This window comes from Domibacillus sp. A3M-37 (assembly GCF_024213455.1).
GTDB lineage: Bacteria > Bacillota > Bacilli > Bacillales > Domibacillaceae > Domibacillus > Domibacillus tundrae.
Genome location: NZ_JANAVL010000015.1, coordinates 22,429 through 41,923, shown reverse-complemented (window position 1 = coordinate 41,923; position 19,495 = coordinate 22,429). Strand labels below are relative to the sequence as shown.

At 39.2% G+C, this 19,495-nt stretch carries 29 protein-coding genes, 1 tRNA gene and 1 pseudogene; 20 read left to right on the top strand and 11 right to left on the bottom strand.

Annotated features, from left to right (window positions below; translation table 11 throughout):
* The first annotated feature begins 34 nt into the window (after window positions 1–34).
* From NLX67_RS17705 to NLX67_RS17690, 4 genes are all read left to right on the top strand, one after another.
* A complete protein-coding gene (locus NLX67_RS17705; RefSeq protein WP_375143407.1) occupies window positions 35–1,516 on the top strand; it encodes a methyl-accepting chemotaxis protein in 1,482 nt (493 codons plus the stop codon).
* Between the two features lie 516 nt (window positions 1,517–2,032).
* Complete coding sequence (locus NLX67_RS17700; RefSeq protein WP_254312784.1) at window positions 2,033–2,215, top strand: hypothetical protein; 183 nt, start codon at window positions 2,033–2,035, stop codon at window positions 2,213–2,215.
* Window positions 2,212–2,364, top strand: a complete 153-nt coding sequence (locus NLX67_RS17695; RefSeq protein ID WP_254312783.1) for a hypothetical protein — start codon at window positions 2,212–2,214, stop codon at window positions 2,362–2,364. Before NLX67_RS17700 ends, NLX67_RS17695 begins: the two co-directional genes overlap by 4 nt.
* A 646-nt stretch (window positions 2,365–3,010) precedes the next feature.
* Window positions 3,011–3,154, top strand: coding sequence for a hypothetical protein (locus NLX67_RS17690; protein WP_254312782.1), 144 nt, complete (start codon window positions 3,011–3,013; stop codon window positions 3,152–3,154).
* Here NLX67_RS17690 and NLX67_RS17685 read toward each other — a convergent pair.
* Window positions 3,131–3,415, bottom strand: a complete 285-nt coding sequence (locus NLX67_RS17685) for a hypothetical protein (RefSeq protein WP_254312781.1) — start codon at window positions 3,413–3,415, stop codon at window positions 3,131–3,133. The two genes, NLX67_RS17690 and NLX67_RS17685, sit on opposite strands and share 24 nt — an antisense overlap.
* Window positions 3,416–3,573: 158 nt before the next feature.
* Between NLX67_RS17685 and NLX67_RS17680 the strand changes: the two genes are divergently transcribed.
* The 5 genes from NLX67_RS17680 (at window position 3,574) to NLX67_RS17660 (ending at window position 6,415) form a co-directional block, all read left to right on the top strand.
* Complete coding sequence (locus tag NLX67_RS17680) at window positions 3,574–3,723, top strand: hypothetical protein (RefSeq protein WP_254312780.1); 150 nt, start codon at window positions 3,574–3,576, stop codon at window positions 3,721–3,723.
* Between the two features lie 428 nt (window positions 3,724–4,151).
* Window positions 4,152–4,460, top strand: coding sequence for an IDEAL domain-containing protein (locus NLX67_RS17675; RefSeq protein ID WP_046179319.1), 309 nt, complete (start codon window positions 4,152–4,154; stop codon window positions 4,458–4,460).
* The gene (locus NLX67_RS17670) at window positions 4,439–4,780 is read left to right on the top strand and encodes a hypothetical protein (RefSeq protein WP_254312779.1); all 342 of its coding nucleotides are present in this window, start codon (window positions 4,439–4,441) and stop codon (window positions 4,778–4,780) included. Before NLX67_RS17675 ends, NLX67_RS17670 begins: the two co-directional genes overlap by 22 nt.
* A gap of 228 nt (window positions 4,781–5,008) precedes the next feature.
* Entirely contained in the window at window positions 5,009–5,173 is a 165-nt protein-coding gene (locus NLX67_RS17665) for a DUF3954 domain-containing protein (RefSeq protein ID WP_254312778.1), read from the top strand.
* Between the two features lie 843 nt (window positions 5,174–6,016).
* Window positions 6,017–6,415, top strand: coding sequence for a hypothetical protein (locus NLX67_RS17660; protein ID WP_254312777.1), 399 nt, complete (start codon window positions 6,017–6,019; stop codon window positions 6,413–6,415).
* 237 nt (window positions 6,416–6,652) lie between these two features.
* Here the strand turns inward: NLX67_RS17660 and NLX67_RS17655 are convergent, their stop codons facing one another.
* Entirely contained in the window at window positions 6,653–7,102 is a 450-nt protein-coding gene (locus tag NLX67_RS17655; protein WP_254312776.1) for a hypothetical protein, read from the bottom strand.
* A gap of 323 nt (window positions 7,103–7,425) precedes the next feature.
* Here NLX67_RS17655 and NLX67_RS17650 point away from each other — a divergent pair, with 323 nt between their 5' ends.
* From NLX67_RS17650 to NLX67_RS17630, 4 genes are all read left to right on the top strand, one after another.
* Window positions 7,426–8,445, top strand: a complete 1,020-nt coding sequence (locus NLX67_RS17650; protein WP_254312775.1) for a TrkH family potassium uptake protein — start codon at window positions 7,426–7,428, stop codon at window positions 8,443–8,445.
* Window positions 8,446–8,867: 422 nt separating this feature from the next.
* Window positions 8,868–9,293: a hypothetical protein gene (locus NLX67_RS17640; protein ID WP_254312774.1), complete on the top strand. Its 426-nt coding sequence runs from the start codon at window positions 8,868–8,870 to the stop codon at window positions 9,291–9,293.
* A gap of 360 nt (window positions 9,294–9,653) precedes the next feature.
* Complete coding sequence (locus NLX67_RS17635; protein ID WP_254312773.1) at window positions 9,654–10,226, top strand: TetR/AcrR family transcriptional regulator; 573 nt, start codon at window positions 9,654–9,656, stop codon at window positions 10,224–10,226.
* A gap of 201 nt (window positions 10,227–10,427) precedes the next feature.
* Window positions 10,428–11,033: a Rossmann-fold NAD(P)-binding domain-containing protein gene (locus NLX67_RS17630; protein WP_375143406.1), complete on the top strand. Its 606-nt coding sequence runs from the start codon at window positions 10,428–10,430 to the stop codon at window positions 11,031–11,033.
* Between the two features lie 66 nt (window positions 11,034–11,099).
* On the opposite strand, the gene NLX67_RS17625 is transcribed toward NLX67_RS17630, so the two are convergent.
* From NLX67_RS17625 to NLX67_RS17605, 5 genes and pseudogenes are all read right to left on the bottom strand, one after another.
* Window positions 11,100–11,594 carry a L,D-transpeptidase family protein gene (locus NLX67_RS17625; RefSeq protein ID WP_254312772.1) on the bottom strand — a complete coding sequence of 165 codons (495 nt, stop codon included), beginning with the start codon at window positions 11,592–11,594 and terminating at the stop codon, window positions 11,100–11,102.
* A gap of 92 nt (window positions 11,595–11,686) precedes the next feature.
* Complete coding sequence (locus tag NLX67_RS17620) at window positions 11,687–12,118, bottom strand: YugN family protein (RefSeq protein ID WP_375143405.1); 432 nt, start codon at window positions 12,116–12,118, stop codon at window positions 11,687–11,689.
* Window positions 12,119–12,347: 229 nt separating this feature from the next.
* A pseudogene (locus tag NLX67_RS17615) lies at window positions 12,348–12,681 on the bottom strand (manganese catalase family protein); the annotation flags it as partial.
* Between the two features lie 169 nt (window positions 12,682–12,850).
* Window positions 12,851–13,600 carry a TraR/DksA C4-type zinc finger protein gene (locus tag NLX67_RS17610; RefSeq protein ID WP_046179016.1) on the bottom strand — a complete coding sequence of 250 codons (750 nt, stop codon included), beginning with the start codon at window positions 13,598–13,600 and terminating at the stop codon, window positions 12,851–12,853.
* A 192-nt stretch (window positions 13,601–13,792) separates the two neighbouring features.
* Window positions 13,793–13,960: a hypothetical protein gene (locus NLX67_RS17605; RefSeq protein WP_254312771.1), complete on the bottom strand. Its 168-nt coding sequence runs from the start codon at window positions 13,958–13,960 to the stop codon at window positions 13,793–13,795.
* A 53-nt stretch (window positions 13,961–14,013) separates the two neighbouring features.
* Here NLX67_RS17605 and NLX67_RS22900 point away from each other — a divergent pair, with 53 nt between their 5' ends.
* The 3 genes from NLX67_RS22900 to NLX67_RS17595 all read left to right on the top strand — a co-directional run bounded on the left by NLX67_RS22900 (window position 14,014) and on the right by NLX67_RS17595 (window position 16,027).
* Window positions 14,014–14,142, top strand: a complete 129-nt coding sequence (locus NLX67_RS22900) for a hypothetical protein (protein WP_256519965.1) — start codon at window positions 14,014–14,016, stop codon at window positions 14,140–14,142.
* 237 nt (window positions 14,143–14,379) lie between these two features.
* Entirely contained in the window at window positions 14,380–15,219 is an 840-nt protein-coding gene (locus NLX67_RS17600; RefSeq protein ID WP_254312770.1) for an STAS domain-containing protein, read from the top strand.
* Window positions 15,220–15,265: 46 nt separating this feature from the next.
* Window positions 15,266–16,027 carry a glycoside hydrolase family 25 protein gene (locus NLX67_RS17595; protein WP_052728333.1) on the top strand — a complete coding sequence of 254 codons (762 nt, stop codon included), beginning with the start codon at window positions 15,266–15,268 and terminating at the stop codon, window positions 16,025–16,027.
* 155 nt (window positions 16,028–16,182) lie between these two features.
* On the opposite strand, the gene NLX67_RS17590 is transcribed toward NLX67_RS17595, so the two are convergent.
* Complete coding sequence (locus NLX67_RS17590) at window positions 16,183–16,404, bottom strand: DUF2188 domain-containing protein (RefSeq protein WP_046179014.1); 222 nt, start codon at window positions 16,402–16,404, stop codon at window positions 16,183–16,185.
* A gap of 473 nt (window positions 16,405–16,877) precedes the next feature.
* Here NLX67_RS17590 and NLX67_RS17585 point away from each other — a divergent pair, with 473 nt between their 5' ends.
* Complete coding sequence (locus tag NLX67_RS17585; protein ID WP_046179012.1) at window positions 16,878–17,180, top strand: IDEAL domain-containing protein; 303 nt, start codon at window positions 16,878–16,880, stop codon at window positions 17,178–17,180.
* Between the two features lie 57 nt (window positions 17,181–17,237).
* On the opposite strand, the gene NLX67_RS17580 is transcribed toward NLX67_RS17585, so the two are convergent.
* Window positions 17,238–17,414, bottom strand: coding sequence for a hypothetical protein (locus NLX67_RS17580; protein ID WP_254312769.1), 177 nt, complete (start codon window positions 17,412–17,414; stop codon window positions 17,238–17,240).
* Entirely contained in the window at window positions 17,392–17,583 is a 192-nt protein-coding gene (locus tag NLX67_RS17575; RefSeq protein WP_254312768.1) for a hypothetical protein, read from the bottom strand. The genes NLX67_RS17580 and NLX67_RS17575 overlap by 23 nt, the downstream gene beginning before the upstream one ends.
* Before the next feature lie 316 nt (window positions 17,584–17,899).
* On the opposite strand from NLX67_RS17575, the gene NLX67_RS17570 reads away from it, so the two are divergent.
* Genes NLX67_RS17570 through NLX67_RS17560 form a run of 3 tightly spaced genes read left to right on the top strand, consistent with a single transcriptional unit; the run spans window position 17,900 to window position 19,120 of the window.
* Complete coding sequence (locus tag NLX67_RS17570) at window positions 17,900–18,541, top strand: MBL fold metallo-hydrolase (RefSeq protein WP_046179026.1); 642 nt, start codon at window positions 17,900–17,902, stop codon at window positions 18,539–18,541.
* 31 nt (window positions 18,542–18,572) lie between these two features.
* Window positions 18,573–18,800, top strand: a complete 228-nt coding sequence (locus NLX67_RS17565; RefSeq protein ID WP_254312767.1) for a hypothetical protein — start codon at window positions 18,573–18,575, stop codon at window positions 18,798–18,800.
* A gap of 50 nt (window positions 18,801–18,850) precedes the next feature.
* The gene (locus tag NLX67_RS17560; RefSeq protein WP_254312766.1) at window positions 18,851–19,120 is read left to right on the top strand and encodes a hypothetical protein; all 270 of its coding nucleotides are present in this window, start codon (window positions 18,851–18,853) and stop codon (window positions 19,118–19,120) included.
* Window positions 19,121–19,275: 155 nt separating this feature from the next.
* On the opposite strand, the gene NLX67_RS17555 is transcribed toward NLX67_RS17560, so the two are convergent.
* A tRNA-Cys gene (locus tag NLX67_RS17555) sits at window positions 19,276–19,346 on the bottom strand.
* Between the last annotated feature and the right edge of the window lie 149 nt (window positions 19,347–19,495).

The following is a 19,495-nucleotide window of genomic DNA, read 5'->3' as shown; positions in this document are numbered from 1 at the left end:
CCCGCCAATATTTTGCCAAACCCGAGCGTAACCCATCTCATCTTCAATTGAATCAGCACCTAATGTTCCTTTTAAGGTAGAAGCAAATGACTTTTCCGGGTTGTTTGACGTTTTTGGCGATAGTCACGAATCAAAAGAAATAGCGGAAAATCTGAATGTGGTTTTCCAGATGATGCAAAAAAACACAGAAAAGGTCTGCCTTCGTCTTGAACTAGTGACCGAAGCTATTGAAGTTGGTTTATGGGAAATGGATATTGTAGAAGGCGATCCTAATCATCCGGATAATTCGTTTGTATGGGGAGACGCGGCCCGTAGAATGTTTGGTTACCGGGATGAAAAGGAATTCCCTAACAGCCTTGATAGTCTGGTGAGGATTTTACATCCGGGCGACCTGGACTGGGTGCTTGAATCTTTTGGGGATCACTTGATTGACCACACGGGAAAGAACCCATTTGGTATAGAATATCGTGTGCGTTTTAAAAATGGTGAATATCGCTGGATGCATGCTACTGGAGCGACAATCAGGGATGTGAATGGCCTCCCTCTAAAAGTTGCAGGTGCATTATTTGATATACATGATAAGAAGATGAAAGAACAGCAATTGGAAGATCTAGTAACACGCTATGACTTGATTAATAAGGCTTTGGTTGAAGCCCCTTGGGATATGACAGTGGCAGCAGGCGATGTAGTAAATCCAAATAATGAATTTTGGTGGTCGCCGCAATTTCGAAAAACGCTAGGATTCAAAGATGAGACAGATTTTCCAAATGTGATGAGCAGCTGGAGTGATCGGCTTCATCCAGAAGATGCGGAACGTGTAATTCAAGCTTTTGCTGCCCACTTAAATGATTATACTGGAAAGACACCATTTGATCTCAATTATCGCCTGCAATTAAAAAACGGTGAATACCGCTGGTTCCATGCAGGTGGAGAAACGATTCGGGATGCTAAGGGAATTCCCTTGCGTGTAGCCGGAACTATACATGATATAACGCATGAAAGAAATAAAGAGCATATTGTGGAAACAATGACTTACAGAATGCAGGAGCTTTCTAATTCGATTGAAGAGATGGTGAGAGGCATCAGTTCCATAACTAATGATGCACAGGATCTCGTTGCGGCTCAGGAACAATCCACTAATGCTGCGATTAAAGCAAAAAGCAGTGCTGAAGAAACTCAAAATATTTCTAATTTTATAAAAGGAATTGCTGATCAAACAAATCTTTTGGGTCTAAACGCCGCTATTGAATCTGCCCGTGCAGGTGAACTAGGCTGTGGTTTTGGCGTGGTAGCGAATGAGGTAAGAAAATTGGCAATCAATAGCGCAGAGGCTACAGGGAATATCGAAAGCAGTTTGAATGAAATGAAGAATCTTATTGAAATAATCCTTACCTATATGGACAAAATAAGCAGCCTTGCACAGAATCAAGCAGCATTAACAGAAGAAGTAAATGCTTCAATGGATGAAATTAATGAAATGGCACAATACTTGGTATATTTTACCAAAAAATTATAATTTTTTACAATCGAATTCGAACTAATGAGACACAAAGGCCATGATTAACCTAATTCAACCGTAGCAACCAATAAGTAAAAGCCGTATCAGCAATTGTGCTGGTGCGGCTTCTTTGATGCGTCCAAGATCTTGTGCATTGCCTCCAGATGGTCCATTCTTTCACCTCATGGAAAAAGAGTTCTAGAGCCGGCCTGCTGCAGAACTCCCCACGCCCATCATTTGAATCTCCCAAAGTGCAAGTCGTTCTTCTGCGAAGACATATTCAACGCCGAATGTGTTCGCAATCTCAGAAATAGCCAATTGCTTACGGAAAGGCAATTCGAGTTTTGGGAGCATAAAATTCGGAATACCAAAATGTGGTTTAAAAGTATTTAATTGACACTCTTGCAACAGAACGAAAGGGAAGGGTAGCTTTACAAAAAAACAGCAGCAGGAAAAAGACTTGGCTTTTAAAAAGCGATTGGACGAAGCGATTAAGCGGCTTGAAGCAGAAGAGAAAATGGACGGTGATACGGCATGAACCGATCACAAGTTTATCATCTGCTGAAAACACATTACGATCGCACCGGCAGAGAAATGAGCACCGTTGAATTAATCATTGAAGTAATCGTCGCTTGCGGAAAAACAGATCCGGCACAGCTTATGGCCGGGCGCCAGCTGTTCAATACGTACTTAAATCAAAGGAGGAAAACGGCATGACTCCAGTAAAAGGCTATGAAAATCTAACCGATGCTGAACGCAGTCTGTTCATTCGAGCGCATCAAAAGCACTTATCATCGTTAAAAAACAATGAGCGTGACCATTATGGGCTTGGAAATATTGTTGAAGTAAAGGCAAATCCACAATAAGCCGCTATTGATGTTCGATTCCTTAACGGTGAACGGAGGCAATTAACAGCAAAAGGAACATGGTATTGATAAACTGCATGATTACATAAAAATATAGTTAACATTGTGCAAAAATCAATAAAAGAAATCAAAAAAGAACAACCAAGATACTTCTACACTGATTGTTCACACTGCAACAATGCTTCATTCAAAAGTTGAATATCACCTTGTATTAGTTCTCTATGGTGCAAATTTTTGCACTTATAGTAATGGTCTATTAATCGGATCAGTTCATTGGATAGAATAATAGCTATTTCTAACAAGGTGATCGCCCCTTTTTTGAGTATTTTGATTTGGATACAATGTGTTCTATATGAAAGTTTTAATACTTTCTAGAAACATATAAACAGGTTTAAAAAACTAGAATCATAATATAACCACTCTAAAGTATGAAAAATATGCATAAATTTTAAAAAATAATTTAAATGAACGAATAGCTATAAAAACTTCGAAGGAGGATACGAGAGGTGATTAAAGTTTACAGTATACAAGGTGATCTGGAAGGATGACAGCCAGGTAGTGGATTTAATCGTTTCAAAGTTTATAGCGAATCACCATAAGTAGAAGTGCTCATTGAAGAATTAGAACAGGGATAAGGGAGCTTGAAATGACAGCGTACGAATACCACATGGCGCAGGCAGCCAAGCATGAAAAAGACGGTAACCAGGTTCGGACAGAAATGCATCTTGATCTTGCTGACCAGTGCAAGCTCAATAGTTCGTCCCAGTTATTCACGGCGAACTTTCTTTAAATACGATACAATACTCGTTTTTAATGAGGCGTAGGAACCGATAGCGGAATATCCATAAAACCATCCCATGAACATACCGGCAACTAGATTCCCTCTATGGCTGATAAAGACAGAAATAAGTAAACCGACGATTAGCGCAATGGCTGGAACTAATGCTTTCGAGGGCTTAAAGAACACTTTAATTAACTGTGTGAGAATAAGAACTATTGGGACGGCAGTAACCGCATCCCAAAAATTTGTATGTATGGTTGGGAAGTCCATGTAGATATCACCTTTTTATCGATATCATGCCAAGGTTTTCATTTTTTATTCAAAGTACGTTCAGAACAAATCATAGGCCATTAAAACCTTCGTTAGTACTAATGTCATACTAATATTGATACTAGTACCAGTGAAACTATTCTAAAGGGGTGGGATCCTTGCAGTTTTCAGAGGGGGATGGGGTCATTGTCGAGTCTGGAGGCGGAACAACTTCATGGGATTTTTCGATCCGTCGGAAATTGCTTGAACAAGCAATCGGGCAGGGGGTAACGGTAATAGAATATAAACAGGGGGAGCGGAGGCAGTGACATTAAACAGTAGAGATTTGAGGTGCATTATTGGACAAAAAAGTAACTATCTCAACCAAGAATAGTTACTTCGAAAATTTCTGAATACGTGCAAAAAAGTATCCGGACAAATTTATTATATGTAGTAACTATTGAGGAAGTGAAACGTAGTTTGCTGAATAGTGAAGTTTTAAACAAGCCGGCAACTTAATGACCTCTGTGGCTTATAAATATTAAAATTTGTAAGCCGATTACCAGCACTATTGTTGAAACGAATGATTTAGGAGTTTTTTAAAAATTTTTATCAGATATGTTAGTACTAAAACATCTAAAATCGCAATAACAGAGTTCTAAAAATTTGTATGTATTGTAAGGAAATCCATAAATTTATCGTCTTTTTATACCTAATGTGGTTTGTATTTTGCTTATTGAAAAAAGGGGAGACAAACTTGGAGAGCGGAGAGTGGAAAAAAGTCGAAATCGGGGACGTTACAGTCATTGGATATGTCAGTCACATCGGTTATTACGGCATTCAAATTGAAATAATAACAGTCGCCAGAATCAAAAACGGCGAACTGGAATGGACAACGCCAACGAGGGCACTATTTAAGGAGCATCGTCTTGAATCCCTTGGCACATTGCTGGATGATATGCAGGATAAGACAGCACTTATTGATCTAGCGCTTATGACAAGAGATAAGAAATGGTTTGAAGAGTTGACAGGAAGAAAACAAAAATGGCCTATCGTGGAGCAGTAATTGAGCAGCAGTGGACGCCAGAGGAAATGGCAGCGTATTGCAAGAAATTTGAAGCAAAGCGCCCGGCCTATGTTAGAGAGGCAGACGAACAACTGTGGAACCGTTTCTCGTCACGCGGGAAACGGACAGTCAATTCAAACGGAAATCTCAGCAAAGCTCAATACATGCGGTTTATGGAGAAAGGCTTGAGTGATGAACACATTTTAGCAAAGTATCAGGATTTGACGCCGAAACGATTAGAAATGACGAAGAAGCGGTGGGGGTTTGCAAAAAAAACAGCCAGGCAAAGGCCTGACTGCAAAAATGGTTTCGAGTTGTAGGAGTTGGGTTTTGCAAATGACAGTACCAGTATAAACCACTTGATAAAAATTTATACAAAAAAGCCGAGGTTTTTCTCGGCTCGGAGATAATCTATTACAGACTTATGTATTCCAACCATATTAAGTGTACCCGGTCTAGAAAAAAGTAAACAAAAAAGCCGAGAAAAAGTCCCCGGCCTGTTTCAATATTACTCGCAATTCTATTTTAACAGACTGGGGGCGTCCGGGGTGGAAAAATCAAAATTAGATATAAAAATGACAGCAGAGATCGATCTCATGAATGAAAAGAAAATGTATGTGGTGAAAGAAGGCAGGCTCATTGCACATGAATTGCCCGATTATGACCAGACCATCATCGTTACGATGGGCGGTCGAGTAAATCGTTGGAGATGAACACCAAAAGGAAGTGTGAACATGGAAAACCTCAGCATTATTGAAAGAGGATCAACTGCTTTTAATTACAAAGAAATATTTTAGGATTGGCTGGCTGTGTGCCCATTATTCCTACCTTAGAAGTAATGAGCCTTTAAAGTGGGATGAATATGAAGTATAAGCGCTTGAGTTGGATTTAACATCGATTACACATACTTTTAACTGCATTAATGAATAATAACAAAAAATAACGGCTGGTCATGAATACATTGAAAATTATTAAAATGTAAAGCACCCACTGCGGTGCTTTTTTCTTTGCTCCAAAACAAGCTGTAACGATAAAAAACTGTAACGAAACAGCTGCTGAAAAAATACCTTCATCTAAACAGGAAATCGCACGCCGGCTTAAACAAACGACTGCAGCTGCAACGCCGGCGCCAGTTGAAAAAGAGGAGGAAATCAAATTGTACCAGCCATCAAACGCATCCCTTAAAAATTCAACTCGTACAGTATTAAATCGTCTTGTAGCAAAAGATCCGAATGGCCTTGATCCGTAATGGGTTAAAAAGCTGGATGATGGCACATTGACTGAATCTGATGCAACAGGTCTATTGTTTGTAGCTATCGAACGTGGATTGATCCAAGGTACAAAGGAATAAACCAAAAAAATCCCTAGTTTTGGCCGGGGTTATATTCTTAAATATTATTTTATGTGTGGTGACGCATAAGTATATCTTAGGGGTGATATTGATAATGGATCCGCTCGACAATGTTATTGGTGTAAAGGAAGCAGCAGAAAAACTCGGGTTATAGATAAAACAGATTTAGAAAGACTCATCAAAAATAATGAGGGGGGAAAGTAAGATGGAAAAAGTAAAGCTATCTAAGAAAATCGATACTCATTTAAGAGATACGTTACAAGTGTTTTTAATCGCAGATGATGTAAAAACGTCAAAAAGGCTAGTGTTAGCTCTGGAAAATGCACACATTCGCACATGGGCAGATAAAGAAAACAATATGACTTTGTTGGTTTCGGCTTTGCAAAATGGGTATGAAGTTGAAATATCGAAAGAAGAAAGACTGTTGGTCGAATTAGAATCAATGATGCAAGCGTTTCGGGAAGCGCAGGAGAATTATATTGAGGAAATCCGCGCTCAAGATCAAACGGAACGAGCTGACAGTTTAGAAAGATCCATGAACGAAAAGGTGGAAAACTGCAAACAATTGATTGAGGAATATGAAGAAGAAGCCGCTCTTTCATGAGCGGTTTTTAATTTTAGGATGTGTTAAAGAAGATTGTTGATATTTGAAACCTTAAGACATTAAAGGATATAGTGATGGTAAGGATGAGTTTGTTAAAAACTTGGAACAGCGGGCAATCAAATGGAAAACAAAAAGATAATAGGTAATCTTTTTTTTAATCATTTGTGCTGGATAATCACTTGGAGTTGTTTCTCGCATCTTTTTTTCTTCAAATACCTTATAATCGAGCAGCACTTGTCAGAAATGTTCTGCTTCGGTTATAAGGGCTTCTAAAAACTCTTTTTCAGGGAGCACAGCCTCGGCGTGAATATGTTTTGTTTCCCACTCATCGATGATGAGAAAATGTAACAAGTTGTTATCTAATGCAGTTAACTTCAATATCACAGGGTCAATGCCATACATCGTTTCAGCGTTGCGCATTTCTACATATTGTTCAATCGCATCTAAATAAGTCTGTTCCCACAAATCTAATCCATTTACTGCGTCGATTCCAACCAACACTTTATTTTTGTACTGAATGGTCACATGCACCTGAATATACTCAGGAGTAAACTTTCTATAAGCAAAGTAGTCCTTTAACTTGGATGATTCCTCTAATCCAATATAGTGTTCTCTTGTATACTCAAGGCTGTTTAAGTTTGGACGTTCATATGAATGCTTCTCTAAAAAGGTTTTGATTTCAAACATGCTTTGTCTCCTCTACGAATGATTCCCTTCTTGTTTTAGTATAACAACCAAGCCGCCAGCCTGTTCAAGAAAATCAACAACGTTCTTTAATGGAGCCTATGAGAATGCAGAGCTCGCATTTATTGATGCAGTCTTCATTTCTATTAGTGCGGTAACTGTAACAGGATTATCTACGGTAGATATAAGCCAGCTGCTTAGTGTTCCCGGTACATTCATTTTTTCAATCATCCTCCAGTTTGGTGGAATTGGGGTCATGGATGGCTTTCGGAACAATACTATGGCTTGTATCACGAAAGAGAATAGGGCTCAGAGAAAGAATTCTCATGACGACAGAACAAAACAGCCCGACTTTTTCCGGAATTGTTCGGCTCATACGAATGATCTTCTTTTTCTTTGTCATAATTGAGCTATTTGGGGCTGTTGTATTGGGTACGTATTTTTTGAAGTATTTCCCAACATGGCCAGAGGCTTATTTGCAGGGTTTCTTCGCCTCTGTGGCTGCTACGACAAATGCTGGTTTTGATATCACAGGAAAATCACTAATTCCGTTTGCAAACGATTATTTTGTTCTGACCTTTAATTCAGTACTCTTTATTATCGGATCCCTTGGATTCCCTGTTCTAATGGAGGTGAGTCAGTGGTTCAGGCGGCATAGGGGAAAGATGCCATTCCGGTTCAGCTTGTTCACAAAAATTACAACCGCAACTTTCTTCATACTGATCGTAATTGGAGCCATTTTCATCTATCTGTTTGAGTACAGTCATTTATATTCAGATAAGACTTGGTATCAATCCTTCGCTCATTCTTTGTTCTATTCGATATCTTCGAGGACTGGCGGAATGGCTATCAACGACATCAATAAATTTTCGGTACCTACCATTTTGTTACTGAGTGTCTTTATGTTCATAGGGGCATCCCCCAGCAGTGCCGGCGGTGGGATAAGAACAACCACGTTTGCTGTGATGCTGCTTGCCATTTACAACTATGCGAATGGAAACAGGACAATAAAAATATTCAAAAGGGAGATCGATGATGAAGATATCATCAAGTCATTCATCGTTTTCACAACAGCTATGATACTGTGCAGTGTGGCAGTTATCGTTCTTGCATGCATTGAACCTGCCTTTTCCTTAATGGAAATTTTATTCGAAGTTTCCTCTGCCTTTGGCACCGTAGGTCTTTCGCTTGGCATTACACCGGATTTGAGTACTGCTGGGAAGGTCGTGATCATGATTTTAATGTTTATAGGGAAAATCGGGATGTTTACCTTCTTATTCTTTATGGGAGGCAAACCAGTCAAACATCCGTATCACTATCCAAAAGAGCGCATCATTATAGGATAAAAAACGTACTACTGCAAAGGTAATCCAATGATGAATGGTAAAAACGGTAATCAACAATAAAATTTAAAAGGGTCTTTTTATAGTACTTATTTATGTTATGCCATAAACCAATATTTGAAAAGCAGAGGTCCATATAGATGGATAGAAAACCCGCTCTTCCTAATAAAAAAGAATGTTAGGTGATTTACGAGCAGAGAAAGACTTCGATATGTTTAGTGTCTATTCCGATTTCTCACTGTACCGTAACGTTTCTGGATTGCAAAGACCATGCTGCTGTGCGGCCTGAATCATGAGATGACGAATGTTGTTAATTTTTAAAAGATTCTTTATAACCATTATTGCTTCTTGGTGTTCTTATGAGTCTCTTTGTTTAATAAATATCCTATAGGACAAAGATAGAAAAACAAAAGGCGGGAAATGAGATGAAGAGATGGTTTTTAGCAATAGTTGTTATTGGAATGTTAAATGCCTGTTCGTCGGAAGAAGAGGAGCTTGTGCAAGGTGTTTTTCCAGGAGGAGCATCAGCAATTATTGAAGAACCATCGGAAGAAGAGCTAGCTGAACTAATGAGAGAAGAAGCTGAACCTGCCCTTTTTACCGAATTAAATGTCGATCAGCCGCCGGTAGAGAAAAAGGTGACAGTGACGGGTCAAGTCATACAGGTGACAGAACCAGGTATAATGGGTACATTCTCTCTTGAGGCGGATGACGGGACATTTACAATCATAAACTCGACTAAAACGGAAGTGGAGGAAGGAAGTACGGTTACAATTTATGGAGTGGTTGCTGTTGAGAAAGCTGCAGATGGAACGCCAGCTATTAATGCAGTCATCATTGTCAGAATCTGATGAGAGATTTTGTAGGACCTTGAAGAGATTTTCAATTAATTTGATACTCTTTTGAAAGCAAATTAACGGAAGAAGAGCTAGTAGCCCTAAAAGTTTTAGCTTATAAGGAATTGAATAAATAGCAGCAGAGCATCCATACGAGTGCTCTTTTCACAATGCCCGGGTTTTAGCCGGAGCAGTTTCAATCAGTGCGTCATACACGCTATAAACTAAATCATTTGCGAAACGCCTGCCATTTGATGTCTAAATCCGCGTTCTTCAATAAATGGAATGCACCGATGTTTCTCATCTCACTCTTGTTAAAATGAAAAAATGGTATTATAATCTAATTAACCAGTGGTCAATAAAGGAGGTGACAGGATGTCCCCACGAAAGCCAGCTTCTCAAGAGCTGACAAAAGAAATGATTTTAAAGGAAGCACGAAATCAATTTGTTGAAAAAGACTTTCAACATGTTTCGATGCGCAATATCGCTAAGCAGCTGGGCTGCAGCCACGGTGCGATCTACTACCATTTTAAAAATAAAGCTGAGTTATTTTATGCGATTGTAGAAGATGATTTTTCCAAATTAAATAAGCGCTTAGACGAAACCGTTCAAGGTCCTGAAGATGATGCAGCCAAGCTTTATAACGTATTTCTTCGCTTTATTGAATTCGGTTTAAATCATCAAAGCCAGTATGAAATCATGTTTATGGTAAGGAATTCAGAGGTAGATGGCTTATCCCAAGAGGCCGCTAACCTTAGCTATCAAAAATTTGCTCAGGCAGTTCAGTTTTTATGCAGTAAAAGTCTGGCGATAAAAGACGTCTGGTCCGCATTTTTAGCCATACATGGTTTTGTTTCTTATTATTGTGGATACGTTGACAGGTTTGAGGAAGCGCGGGAAGCTGCCCAAGCACATGTGGATTTCATTTTAAAAAGGTTAACTGAATAGAACAATGCTCTAAATTAACTTTTTGATTTAGAGCAGTCAATTATATTTTTTTGGTTTTATTTGACCAGTGGTTAATTAAAAGGAGGCAACAATGATGAAAAAAGCAATGGTGTTAGGTGCAACAGGCGGGATCGGTTATGCATTAGTGAAAGAATTAGTTGAACAAGCAAAGCAAAAATTGCTCTTGTAGACAATATTTATGTGTATGGACGGCAGCCAAAAGGAGAGGAAGCGGAAGAAGCGAAGAAAAATCCACATACGAAAAAAGGAAAAATCCGTTTAGCTATGGAAAATAAGTTGAAAAACAGCAGCCCTCCTTCGTTGATTGTTCATATGCCGGATATCTATGGACCTAATGCGGAAAATACGATCCTTCACGAAACACTTAAAGGTGTTGCTCAGAATAAAACGGCAAACTTTGTCGGCGATAAAAAAGTGGCCCGGGAGTTTCTTTACACGCTGGACGGCGCAAAAGCAATGGTGCAGCTCGCTTTTCGAGAAGATACTTACAATCAAAACTGGAATATCCCCGCAGTACATCCGATTACTGGGGAAGAAATTATTCAGCTTTTACGTGAGGAAACAGGGTACAAGAAACCTGTTAGAGCGGTGTCAAAAACAATGATTCGCTTTATTGGAATATTTCAGTCATTCATGAGAGAGATGACAGAAATGATGTATTTAACAAAGGATCCAGTCGTCTTAAACGGTGATAAGTATGAGGGAAATATCGGTTCGTTTCCAAAGACACCGTATATAAACAAAAAGCCCGGGACTCGTTTGAGCACCGGGCCATCTATTGAATAGGAAAAAGGCAAATATAAATCGAAGGAATGTGTTCCGAAATGTCTTGTGAGTTTAAGTTAAAATACGCTATGGCCTGATAGAAACGAGGGTTCCAATCGGGATTGTTCTGGAAAGCTCTTCTACATCTTGATTATACATGCGGACACAGCCTCTTGAGACATACTTTCCAATCGATGACGGATCATTTGTGCCGTGAATCCCATAGCCCTTTTTAGATAAGCTCATCCACATCGTTCCATAAGGTCCTCCGGGGTTAGGGGCTTTATTAATAATAATAAAGTCTCCTATAGGCGTTTCATGAAGCATTCTGCCAACCCCAATCGGATACACTTTTCTTGTCTGTCCCTGATAAAGCAATGTCAGGGTTCTGTTTGAGAGGGAGATAGAAATGGAAAAAGGGATTGTTGCCGGAGAAGGAAAGCCTGGAATAACAATTCGCTGTCCAACATAAATCAAATTGGGTGTAATTCCAGGGTTGCCAGCAATAAGAGATCCTAATGAAATACGATAATCTCCAGCGATTGAGGAAAGCGTTTCACCGGGCTTAACTGTGTGGATCAAATTAAGCCCCCTTTTTGCCTTGATACTCTATCTTATTCACTGCTGCCTTAAAAGAGAAGGACATATTAGAAAAAGCAGTACCCAATACATGATCAGCTGGCGCTCAGCCCATCATTAAAATAACTGATGATCCGTTTCACCGCTTGTTCCCCGGCGTCTTCCCATTTGTTTTTATTTTTTATTTGTCCGTCCGGATCAACAGGATCTTGGAATTGATTAAACCCTGAAGCGGCCAGCAATGAATTTTCATCTTTATCCAGGCCAATGTTTAAGACATGCTTGATAACAAAGGGCGTTTGAAACTCAATCCAGGCATTATATTCATCAAGTGCGCCTTTCAAAACCGTAAAAGGAATTCGGATATAAATGACTTCTCCACCTTCACGCGATAAAATGGCATCGAAGCTTCCTTTATCATAATCCCAGTTTCCTCCTAAATCATATCCGAGGTCTTTAAACATATCCCGTACATGGCCAAAGTATGCATTTTTCCCTTCAAGGTCTGTTTGTAACTTCAACATCATTATTCACTCCCATTTAAAAAGATCAGTAAATACTTTTACCTTTAAATAGGAATTCAATACCTAATCTTGAAATTAAAATATTGATTCACGCCTTTTTGGAAAAGAAGAAAAGATAAAAGGAAGAAGACACCCTCAACAATAATTCAGAAGATACTTTTCTGCGCTGAAAAGATGCAGCGGAAAAAGTCCCGAGTAAATGAACTTTACTTGGGACTTCATTGAATGATAAATGGTGTGGATCAGCATGTCTAACCGCATCGTCTAGAGGCGCTTGATCGACGCCTGCATCGCCTGGAACAGCGGATTCACCGGAATCATTTAATAATTGGTTAATTGTGTGTTGAACAAGCTCTACATGGGCAATTTCTTCTAAGAAAACACCACGAAGCAAGTCGCGAAATTGTGTGTCCTTACCTCTAAAATTCGAACTTTGGAAGAAATACTGCATCATTGTTCGCATTTCGCCAAAGTGTCCGCCCAATATTTCCTGTAATACTTTCGCGGCTTCAGGATCTGGCTTAATCAGGTGTAATGATATTGATTAATTCCTCAATTTGGTCCAATCATCACTGTGAGAAACATACATAAAGAACGGATTTGAATATAAAAAACCAGCTGTCACCCCGCCAAAGATCACAGCTGGTTTTTCATCACAACAAAATCACATCGTCCCTGTTGGAAAATAAAAAAAGATGAAATTCCATGTTTCTGTATTTATAGTGGGTTATTTAATCAGTCTTTCTTGGTATAAGGCTCTTGCTCAGATGCAGGCAAGTCACCGATGGAGCTCATGATGCCTTCTTCATCTAATATATCCTCATAATTTTCATGTTCCTTAGAAGGATATACTTTTATTTCTTTGCCAGTAATATCTACCGCAACAAAATTTTCGTAATCCTCTACATAGCCTATATTTTCTTGGGATTCTACGTACATATCGCCGTAGTCTTCAGGAGGATTAGCAAAATCTGATGGAGATTCGGATGTTCCATATTGAGCGACTTCCTGCCAGGAATCCTCTGCATCATGGGCAACATTTTCATCTTTTTCATCCATATCAAATTTCCCAAAGGGAGGGGTTAAGACCTTTTCTTCAATCGGCCGGTCACGGGAAACATTTTGGTCTTGTGAATCCTTAACACAAAACAAAGTTGTTGGTACAGCTTCTAGACGCTCCACTGGAATTTCTTCTTTGCAGATCTTGCAAATGCCGTATGTTCCATTTTGAATGGCTTCTAAGGCTGTATCAATATCCTGCAATTCAAATCTGGAGTGTTCATCCAGCGCAATATCTTTTTCTCGCTCAAATAACTCAGTTCCGATATCAGCGGGATGATTGTCATAAACGGATAATTCTCTCGTGGAGTCAGACAAGCTTCTTGGTAATTGGAAATGATCATTATCCTCAAAGTGGGCTTCTAATTCCTTTTTTCTGTTCGTTAACTCTGTACGGAAATCGGCTAAGCGGGCTTTGTTCAGCATAATTTCAGTCCTTTACATTCCATTTTTAAAGTTTTGTTCATCATTTTCATATCCATATGGGAAAGCTCTTCCTGAATATGATTCCCAAAGTATCGATTTTGAGTCTTGGAAGAAAATTTCCGGGCGTACTTTTAATCTGTTCTTAACGGTAAAGTCCGCCCAAATGGTAAATCAAAAAAGCACCTAAGCGCTTTACAAATGGTCATTTTTTGCTTTTCGTCTTATGGGCTTGTTTTCTTGAAACGTATTATCGGATTTCGTATCTAGTTCTGAGTTTTTCGGCAAGAAGATGAGCGAAACGATAAAGCTTACCGCTAATAATGCACATAAAAACCAACCGAAAATTTCAATAGGTAACATGTGTAAACCTCCTTATCAATGACATCAAAAAAGTGATTTAAGAAGCAGCTGCCTTGTTAAGAATTGAAGAGTGGCGAACAGTCAGCATTGTTGATGCAAGAAGTGAACTTGTCATCAATTACAGCTGGTATGGAGAACGGGTCGAACCAGTAATAGCAGCGTGTTTGTCGGTGTGCAAATGAGTGCGGAAACCGATGCCAGGCCAGCCAGCCTGCAGCCGGAAAATCTGATGCATCAATATTAGGATATGACAGATTTGATTGATTTAGCACTGTTAACGAAGGAAAAGCAGTGGCTTGAAGAATTGATGGGTTCATTTTAACGATATATTTTCTATTGTTAAAATGAACATAGATTAATTGCCGAAAACAAGTTAAAATAACGGGTGTTCATTTTATTTAGCCTCAGGGGGAAAATGAATGTATCCAGTCCAAGAATTACATGAATTTTTATTAGAGAAAGCTGCACAGCTGACGGAGGAATGGTACGATTCCTTGGATAAGAGTGACCCACATGGGGTATATGCGGCCACTGATTCAAATGCTGTCGAGCTGTTAAAAAAACAAAATTACGAATTTCATTTGCAGTTCTGCCAGTTGTTTGTTCAAGAAGAATCGACTTTTTTATCAGGCTTTGAAAATTGGGTTATTCAAATTGCTAAAGATGAGCAGCATTTATCCACGCCTATTCATTTTATCGTGAGAGAGTTTTTTAGAACGCGCGACCAATACTTACATTTTATAAAAGAGTTTGTTTTTTCAAACAAAGAAAAATATTCACAGGAATTTATCGATTTATGGAATAAAAAAGTGATCAACACGATCGATAAAGTCGTGATTTGGTTTATGGAAGAGCATCATGAATTTTCGGTAAAACGATTGCAATGCCAACAAGAAATGATTAATGAACTCAGTTCACCAGTGATTACCCTTAATCGCCATACAGGATTGCTTCCATTGGTTGGAGATATCGACACAGCACGTGCAAAATTAATACTCGAAAAAACATTAAAACAATGCTCTGAAAAAAGAGTGGACTGTCTTCTGATCGATTTATCGGGTGTTATTATGATTGATACGATGGTTGCACAACAACTTTTTCATTTAGTCGAAGCTTTGGCATTAATCGGGGTAAAAACAACTCTTTCAGGAATTCGGCCTGAAATAGCGCAAACTGCGGTCCAACTCGGACTTGATTTTGATCAAATCATAATTACATCCACACTCTCTCGAGCTATAGATTCCAGCAAAATTGGTTAATATATTTTGGGTTAATATATTTTTTAAATGGAAGTGAAGAGGGAAAATGAGCAATATTATAGATGTATCACATCACCAAGGAATAATCGATTGGGCGGCAGCTAGAAAAAATATTGCCCTGGCCATCTTGCGTGTTCAGGATGGCAGTACGACGGTCGACCGCCAGTATGCAGCAAATGCGGCCGGATGCAAGAAGAATAACGTTCCATTCGGTAATTATGCATTTTGCCGTTTTGTATCCGTAAATGATGCGAAGGTGGAAGCACGCGATTTTTGGAAACGCGGGGATCAGGAGGCTTTGTTTTGGGTGGCGGATGTGGAAGCAAAAACAATGAACGATATGCGAGCCGGCACCCAAGCGTTTATTGATGAACTCCGGCGTTTGGGTGCAAAGAAAGTCGGCCTATACGTCGGTCATCACACATACGCCGCATTTGAAGCGGCCAAAGTAAAAGCCGATTTCAATTGGATTCCTCGCTATAGCAGCAATAAACCGGCATTTCCGTGTGATCTTTGGCAGTACACTGACAGCGGAAAAATGGCCGGCATTAAAGGAAATGTCGATTTGAACCGATTAAATGGGAGCAAAACGCTGGAATGGTTCCTTGGAAAACCATCTTCTGATTTTGGAGCATCATCTAGATCACCCGAAGAAATGGAGCTGCTCGGCAAGTTCAAAAACGCAAAAAATGAAAAGCGGGTATCCGGGAGTGAACATAGGGGCAGAAGAGAAAAAAAGCTATTCACATTAGAGGATGCTGCAGTACTGGCTGTTACAGTTGTCAATCGAATATTTAAGCATAAGTGATAAAGGTTCGGCCGCAATGACAGCGGATTCGGGCTTTTTTTTTGTATATCCAGGTTTGCCTCTATAGGAAGATCCAGAAAAAAGAAGCCCTGCCATAGCAAAGCTTCATACGTAATTTATTTCGGAAAAAGATGTGTATGCCTGCTAATGAAATGTTACCCTTTTGGTGGAAAAGGGTCATTTCCATAGCTGTCTTTTGCCCGAATCTGTCCGTCACGGCCGTGTATGATCACTTCTGATTGTTGATTTTTTGCAATCCCTTTTGCAAAGTCCTGAGCCTCTTTTTGAGTCTCGAATAATTTGGTTGCTTTGGAGTTGCCGGCGCCTTTTACTTGCCAGCCTTGTTCGTGTTTTGAAACGTGTTGGTCTTTGCTCATGAAATCCATCTCCTTAATTTCACAATAATTTCCTGCTTGAACACTGATCAGAAGAGAGAAGAAAATGCGGATCATAAAAGGTTGATACAAATTTATGGCTGGCTTTGGCAATGTCAGAATGGACATCACAGAAGTCTATTCCCTCAATTCTTTACATATATTCAAATAATAAAAATAAAAAACGCCAGAAGCGCCTGCTTATTTTTTTCTTTTGGTTCCCTCATGCTGCTTTTGTGAAGAACGTAATCAAATTTCGAAAACAACTTTGGTTTTCTTAACATAAAAAGCAGGGAACCAATGAAATAGACCATTAAAAAAACAGATAAAAATCATCCGAAAAGTTCAATTGGTGCCATGACACAGAAAATCTCCTTGTTTATGGAATTTTGAATTATACATTTACCCACTGTGAAGAAAATCAAATATTATTTCCTTTTTTGAGGAAAAAGTAAAAAGAAAGGGAGGAAACCCTGATGAAAATAGGGGAGTGGAGAACAATTAAAATTGGCGATGCGACAGCGATTGGATATGTGAGCAACATCAACAATTACAGCTGGCACGGAGAATGTGTTGAGTTCACAAAAGTGGGGTGGGTAATTGGCGGAGCAATCGAATGGCGCAAACCAAAGCAGGGTATTTATGAATCAAATCGGCTCAATCCTGCTGCCGCACTGCTTGATCAATATCAAGATAAGACGACGCTCATTGATTTAGCGCTTTTAACAAAGGACAAGCAGTGGTTTGAAGAATTAACAGGGGAGACGGTCATCTCATGAAACAGTTGACTAAATGTGTATAAAGGTACGTTAAAAGGTATAAGCGAGATGTGAAGTTTAACATTGTTCTTTAAAAGCACCCGCCATGGCGCTTTTCTTTGCTCCAAAACAAACCGCTTTATAAAACGCTAAAAAGGTGAAGGCATGCCACTGGCAATCGTTTTTAGTTGGATAAACATAAACGCCTCGTTTGAAGAAGAGGCGTTTATGTTTATTTTTTACTTTGATTTTCATTGATCCACCAATCAATGTGGTCTAAATCAAAAATGAGAACCCCGCTGGCAGAATTTTTATGAGGAAGCTTCTTTTCTGTTAGTAGATCATGAATTTCCTCTTCCGTCAGTGGAAAAGCAGCCGAATTAAGATAAGACATTAAATGATGGATTCCTTGGATTTTTCTCATTTCACCACCTCCCACCAAAATTTCTCTCTGCCTTGAAAGGAGAGAGAAAAATTCGTGTAAAGGATAAAAAGAGAGGCCCTATTACTGTATACCCAAATAATTAAGGAAATATACCTTATCAGTCAGTGAAGCCTCGAACTTAAGAAGTGCTATACGGCTTTGTTTCCATACACTATAATAAAAAAAGCTTAAAATAGAAATGAGGCAGAACATCTTTGAAAGAAATGACTGTTTTTCATCAAGAAAAAATGCTGATGGACGAACTACTTGAACAATTACAAGACCTGCCTGAAAAGAAAAGGGGGCAGAAATAATGCTGGATTGGATACGATTGCCGCTTGGGCTTCTTCAAACGAATGCGTATGTTGTTTATAATAAAAAAGGACGTTGTTTAATCGTTGATCCAGGTGGTGAAGAAAAGAAAATTCACCAGTTTGTTCAAAAGAAAAAGCTGAAACCGCAGGCGATTTTATTGACACATGCCCATTTTGATCATATAGGCGCGGTAGATGTGCTTCGTGAAAAGTACAATATTCCGGCCTATGTGCATCAAAAAGAGAAAAAGTGGCTTTCGAATCCGTTATTGAATGGATCTGAACAGTATGAGGGTGTTGCGTCTGTTGCCGTAAAAGGTGCGGATCATTTGTTTTCAAAAGAAGAAGAGCTTGCCATTGGCGGGTTTACCTTTCAATTATTTGAAACGCCTGGCCATTCCCCCGGAAGTGTAAGCTTTTATTTTAAAGAATCCGGCCTGGTCATTGTCGGGGATACGCTTTTTGAAGGTGGTATCGGCCGAACGGATTTAAAAGGCGGACAAGAAAGTCAGCTTTTAAAAAGCATTCGCCAAAAATTATTTTTATTGCCAGAAGGTACATATGTGCTGCCGGGTCATGATCAAGTGACAACAATTGGACAGGAAATCAAACATAATCCGTTTTTTAATAAAAAGCGAGGATGATGAATTGTAAAAAGGACAAGGAGGAAGAATCGTGAAGGATGAACTAAAATTATTGGGTGAAACGATTTTGAGAGAAAAACAAGAAATTGCCAAATCGGTTCATCAGGAAAGAATGGCTGGAGTGTCTATGTCTGAACAAGAAAAAAAGGCATTCAAGACTATTGAGCAAAAAATTATAGACATTCGAACTCAATTTATTGAACTTCTTGGTGAAGGATACGTGACCATTCAGATTCTCAAACCTCATTTGAAAAAATAGAGAAGTGGGGCAAAGAAACAGATGCTTACTTTTTTAGCCTGGGGACGCCTTTGGATGAAGCTCTGAAAGATACAAGCTATTACCGTGCATACATATGGAAAGCCATGGAGACAGAAGCGGCCGCGAATAACCTGTCTGCTGCATCTATTTTTAAACTTGTTTCTGTATTTGATCCATTATTAGACCATGCAGTATACTACTTCAGCTTAACGTACGTCCAATTTCATCAGAAGACACTTGATAACGCAAAAAGTGCTTTTCTGGAATTGTCGGTACTGGTTGTATTACCGGTATCCGTCCTGAAGTGGCTCAAACGATGATAACACTTGGATTGAATATCGATGGATTAAAAGTGAAAGCGAATTTACATCAGGCATTTCATGACATTCGTTTACTGAAAAGTGGATAAGTTAAGGGAAAAACAGCAGAGGAGCCCGGATATTCAGGCTCCTCTGCTGTTTTGCATGTGTTGCAAAGGTGGTACTCGGAATTGAACCGAGGATAAAGGTTTTGCAGACCTGCGCCTTACCGCTTGGCTATACCACCGTAATGTGTTGTAAATCTAGTTTATTCACCACATAAACGAAATATTCCCCTAGTTTATCAATTTTCAAAAAATAAATAGAAAAGGTGGTACTCGGAATTGAACCAAGGATAAAGGAAATGAAATATTCCCCTATATAAGTTGAACAAAA

Coding starts and splice junctions, on each gene's coding strand:
- NLX67_RS17595 (WP_052728333.1), top strand. CDS start 15,266: ATGAGCAATATTATAGATGTATCACATCACCAAGGAATAATCGATTGG.
- NLX67_RS17635 (WP_254312773.1), top strand. CDS start 9,654: ATGTCCCCACGAAAGCCAGCTTCTCAAGAGCTGACAAAAGAAATGATT.
- NLX67_RS17585 (WP_046179012.1), top strand. CDS start 16,878: ATGAAAATAGGGGAGTGGAGAACAATTAAAATTGGCGATGCGACAGCG.
- NLX67_RS17610 (WP_046179016.1), bottom strand. CDS start 13,600: ATGCTGAACAAAGCCCGCTTAGCCGATTTCCGTACAGAGTTAACGAAC.
- NLX67_RS17640 (WP_254312774.1), top strand. CDS start 8,868: ATGAAGAGATGGTTTTTAGCAATAGTTGTTATTGGAATGTTAAATGCC.
- NLX67_RS17575 (WP_254312768.1), bottom strand. CDS start 17,583: ATGAGAAAAATCCAAGGAATCCATCATTTAATGTCTTATCTTAATTCG.
- NLX67_RS17590 (WP_046179014.1), bottom strand. CDS start 16,404: ATGAGCAAAGACCAACACGTTTCAAAACACGAACAAGGCTGGCAAGTA.
- NLX67_RS17700 (WP_254312784.1), top strand. CDS start 2,033: ATGAACCGATCACAAGTTTATCATCTGCTGAAAACACATTACGATCGC.
- NLX67_RS17660 (WP_254312777.1), top strand. CDS start 6,017: ATGGAAAAAGTAAAGCTATCTAAGAAAATCGATACTCATTTAAGAGAT.
- NLX67_RS17580 (WP_254312769.1), bottom strand. CDS start 17,414: ATGAAAATCAAAGTAAAAAATAAACATAAACGCCTCTTCTTCAAACGA.
- NLX67_RS17695 (WP_254312783.1), top strand. CDS start 2,212: ATGACTCCAGTAAAAGGCTATGAAAATCTAACCGATGCTGAACGCAGT.
- NLX67_RS17655 (WP_254312776.1), bottom strand. CDS start 7,102: ATGTTTGAAATCAAAACCTTTTTAGAGAAGCATTCATATGAACGTCCA.
- NLX67_RS17685 (WP_254312781.1), bottom strand. CDS start 3,415: ATGGACTTCCCAACCATACATACAAATTTTTGGGATGCGGTTACTGCC.
- NLX67_RS17600 (WP_254312770.1), top strand. CDS start 14,380: ATGTATCCAGTCCAAGAATTACATGAATTTTTATTAGAGAAAGCTGCA.
- NLX67_RS17605 (WP_254312771.1), bottom strand. CDS start 13,960: ATGTTACCTATTGAAATTTTCGGTTGGTTTTTATGTGCATTATTAGCG.
- NLX67_RS17690 (WP_254312782.1), top strand. CDS start 3,011: ATGACAGCGTACGAATACCACATGGCGCAGGCAGCCAAGCATGAAAAA.
- NLX67_RS17670 (WP_254312779.1), top strand. CDS start 4,439: ATGGCCTATCGTGGAGCAGTAATTGAGCAGCAGTGGACGCCAGAGGAA.
- NLX67_RS17620 (WP_375143405.1), bottom strand. CDS start 12,118: ATGATGTTGAAGTTACAAACAGACCTTGAAGGGAAAAATGCATACTTT.
- NLX67_RS17650 (WP_254312775.1), top strand. CDS start 7,426: ATGACGACAGAACAAAACAGCCCGACTTTTTCCGGAATTGTTCGGCTC.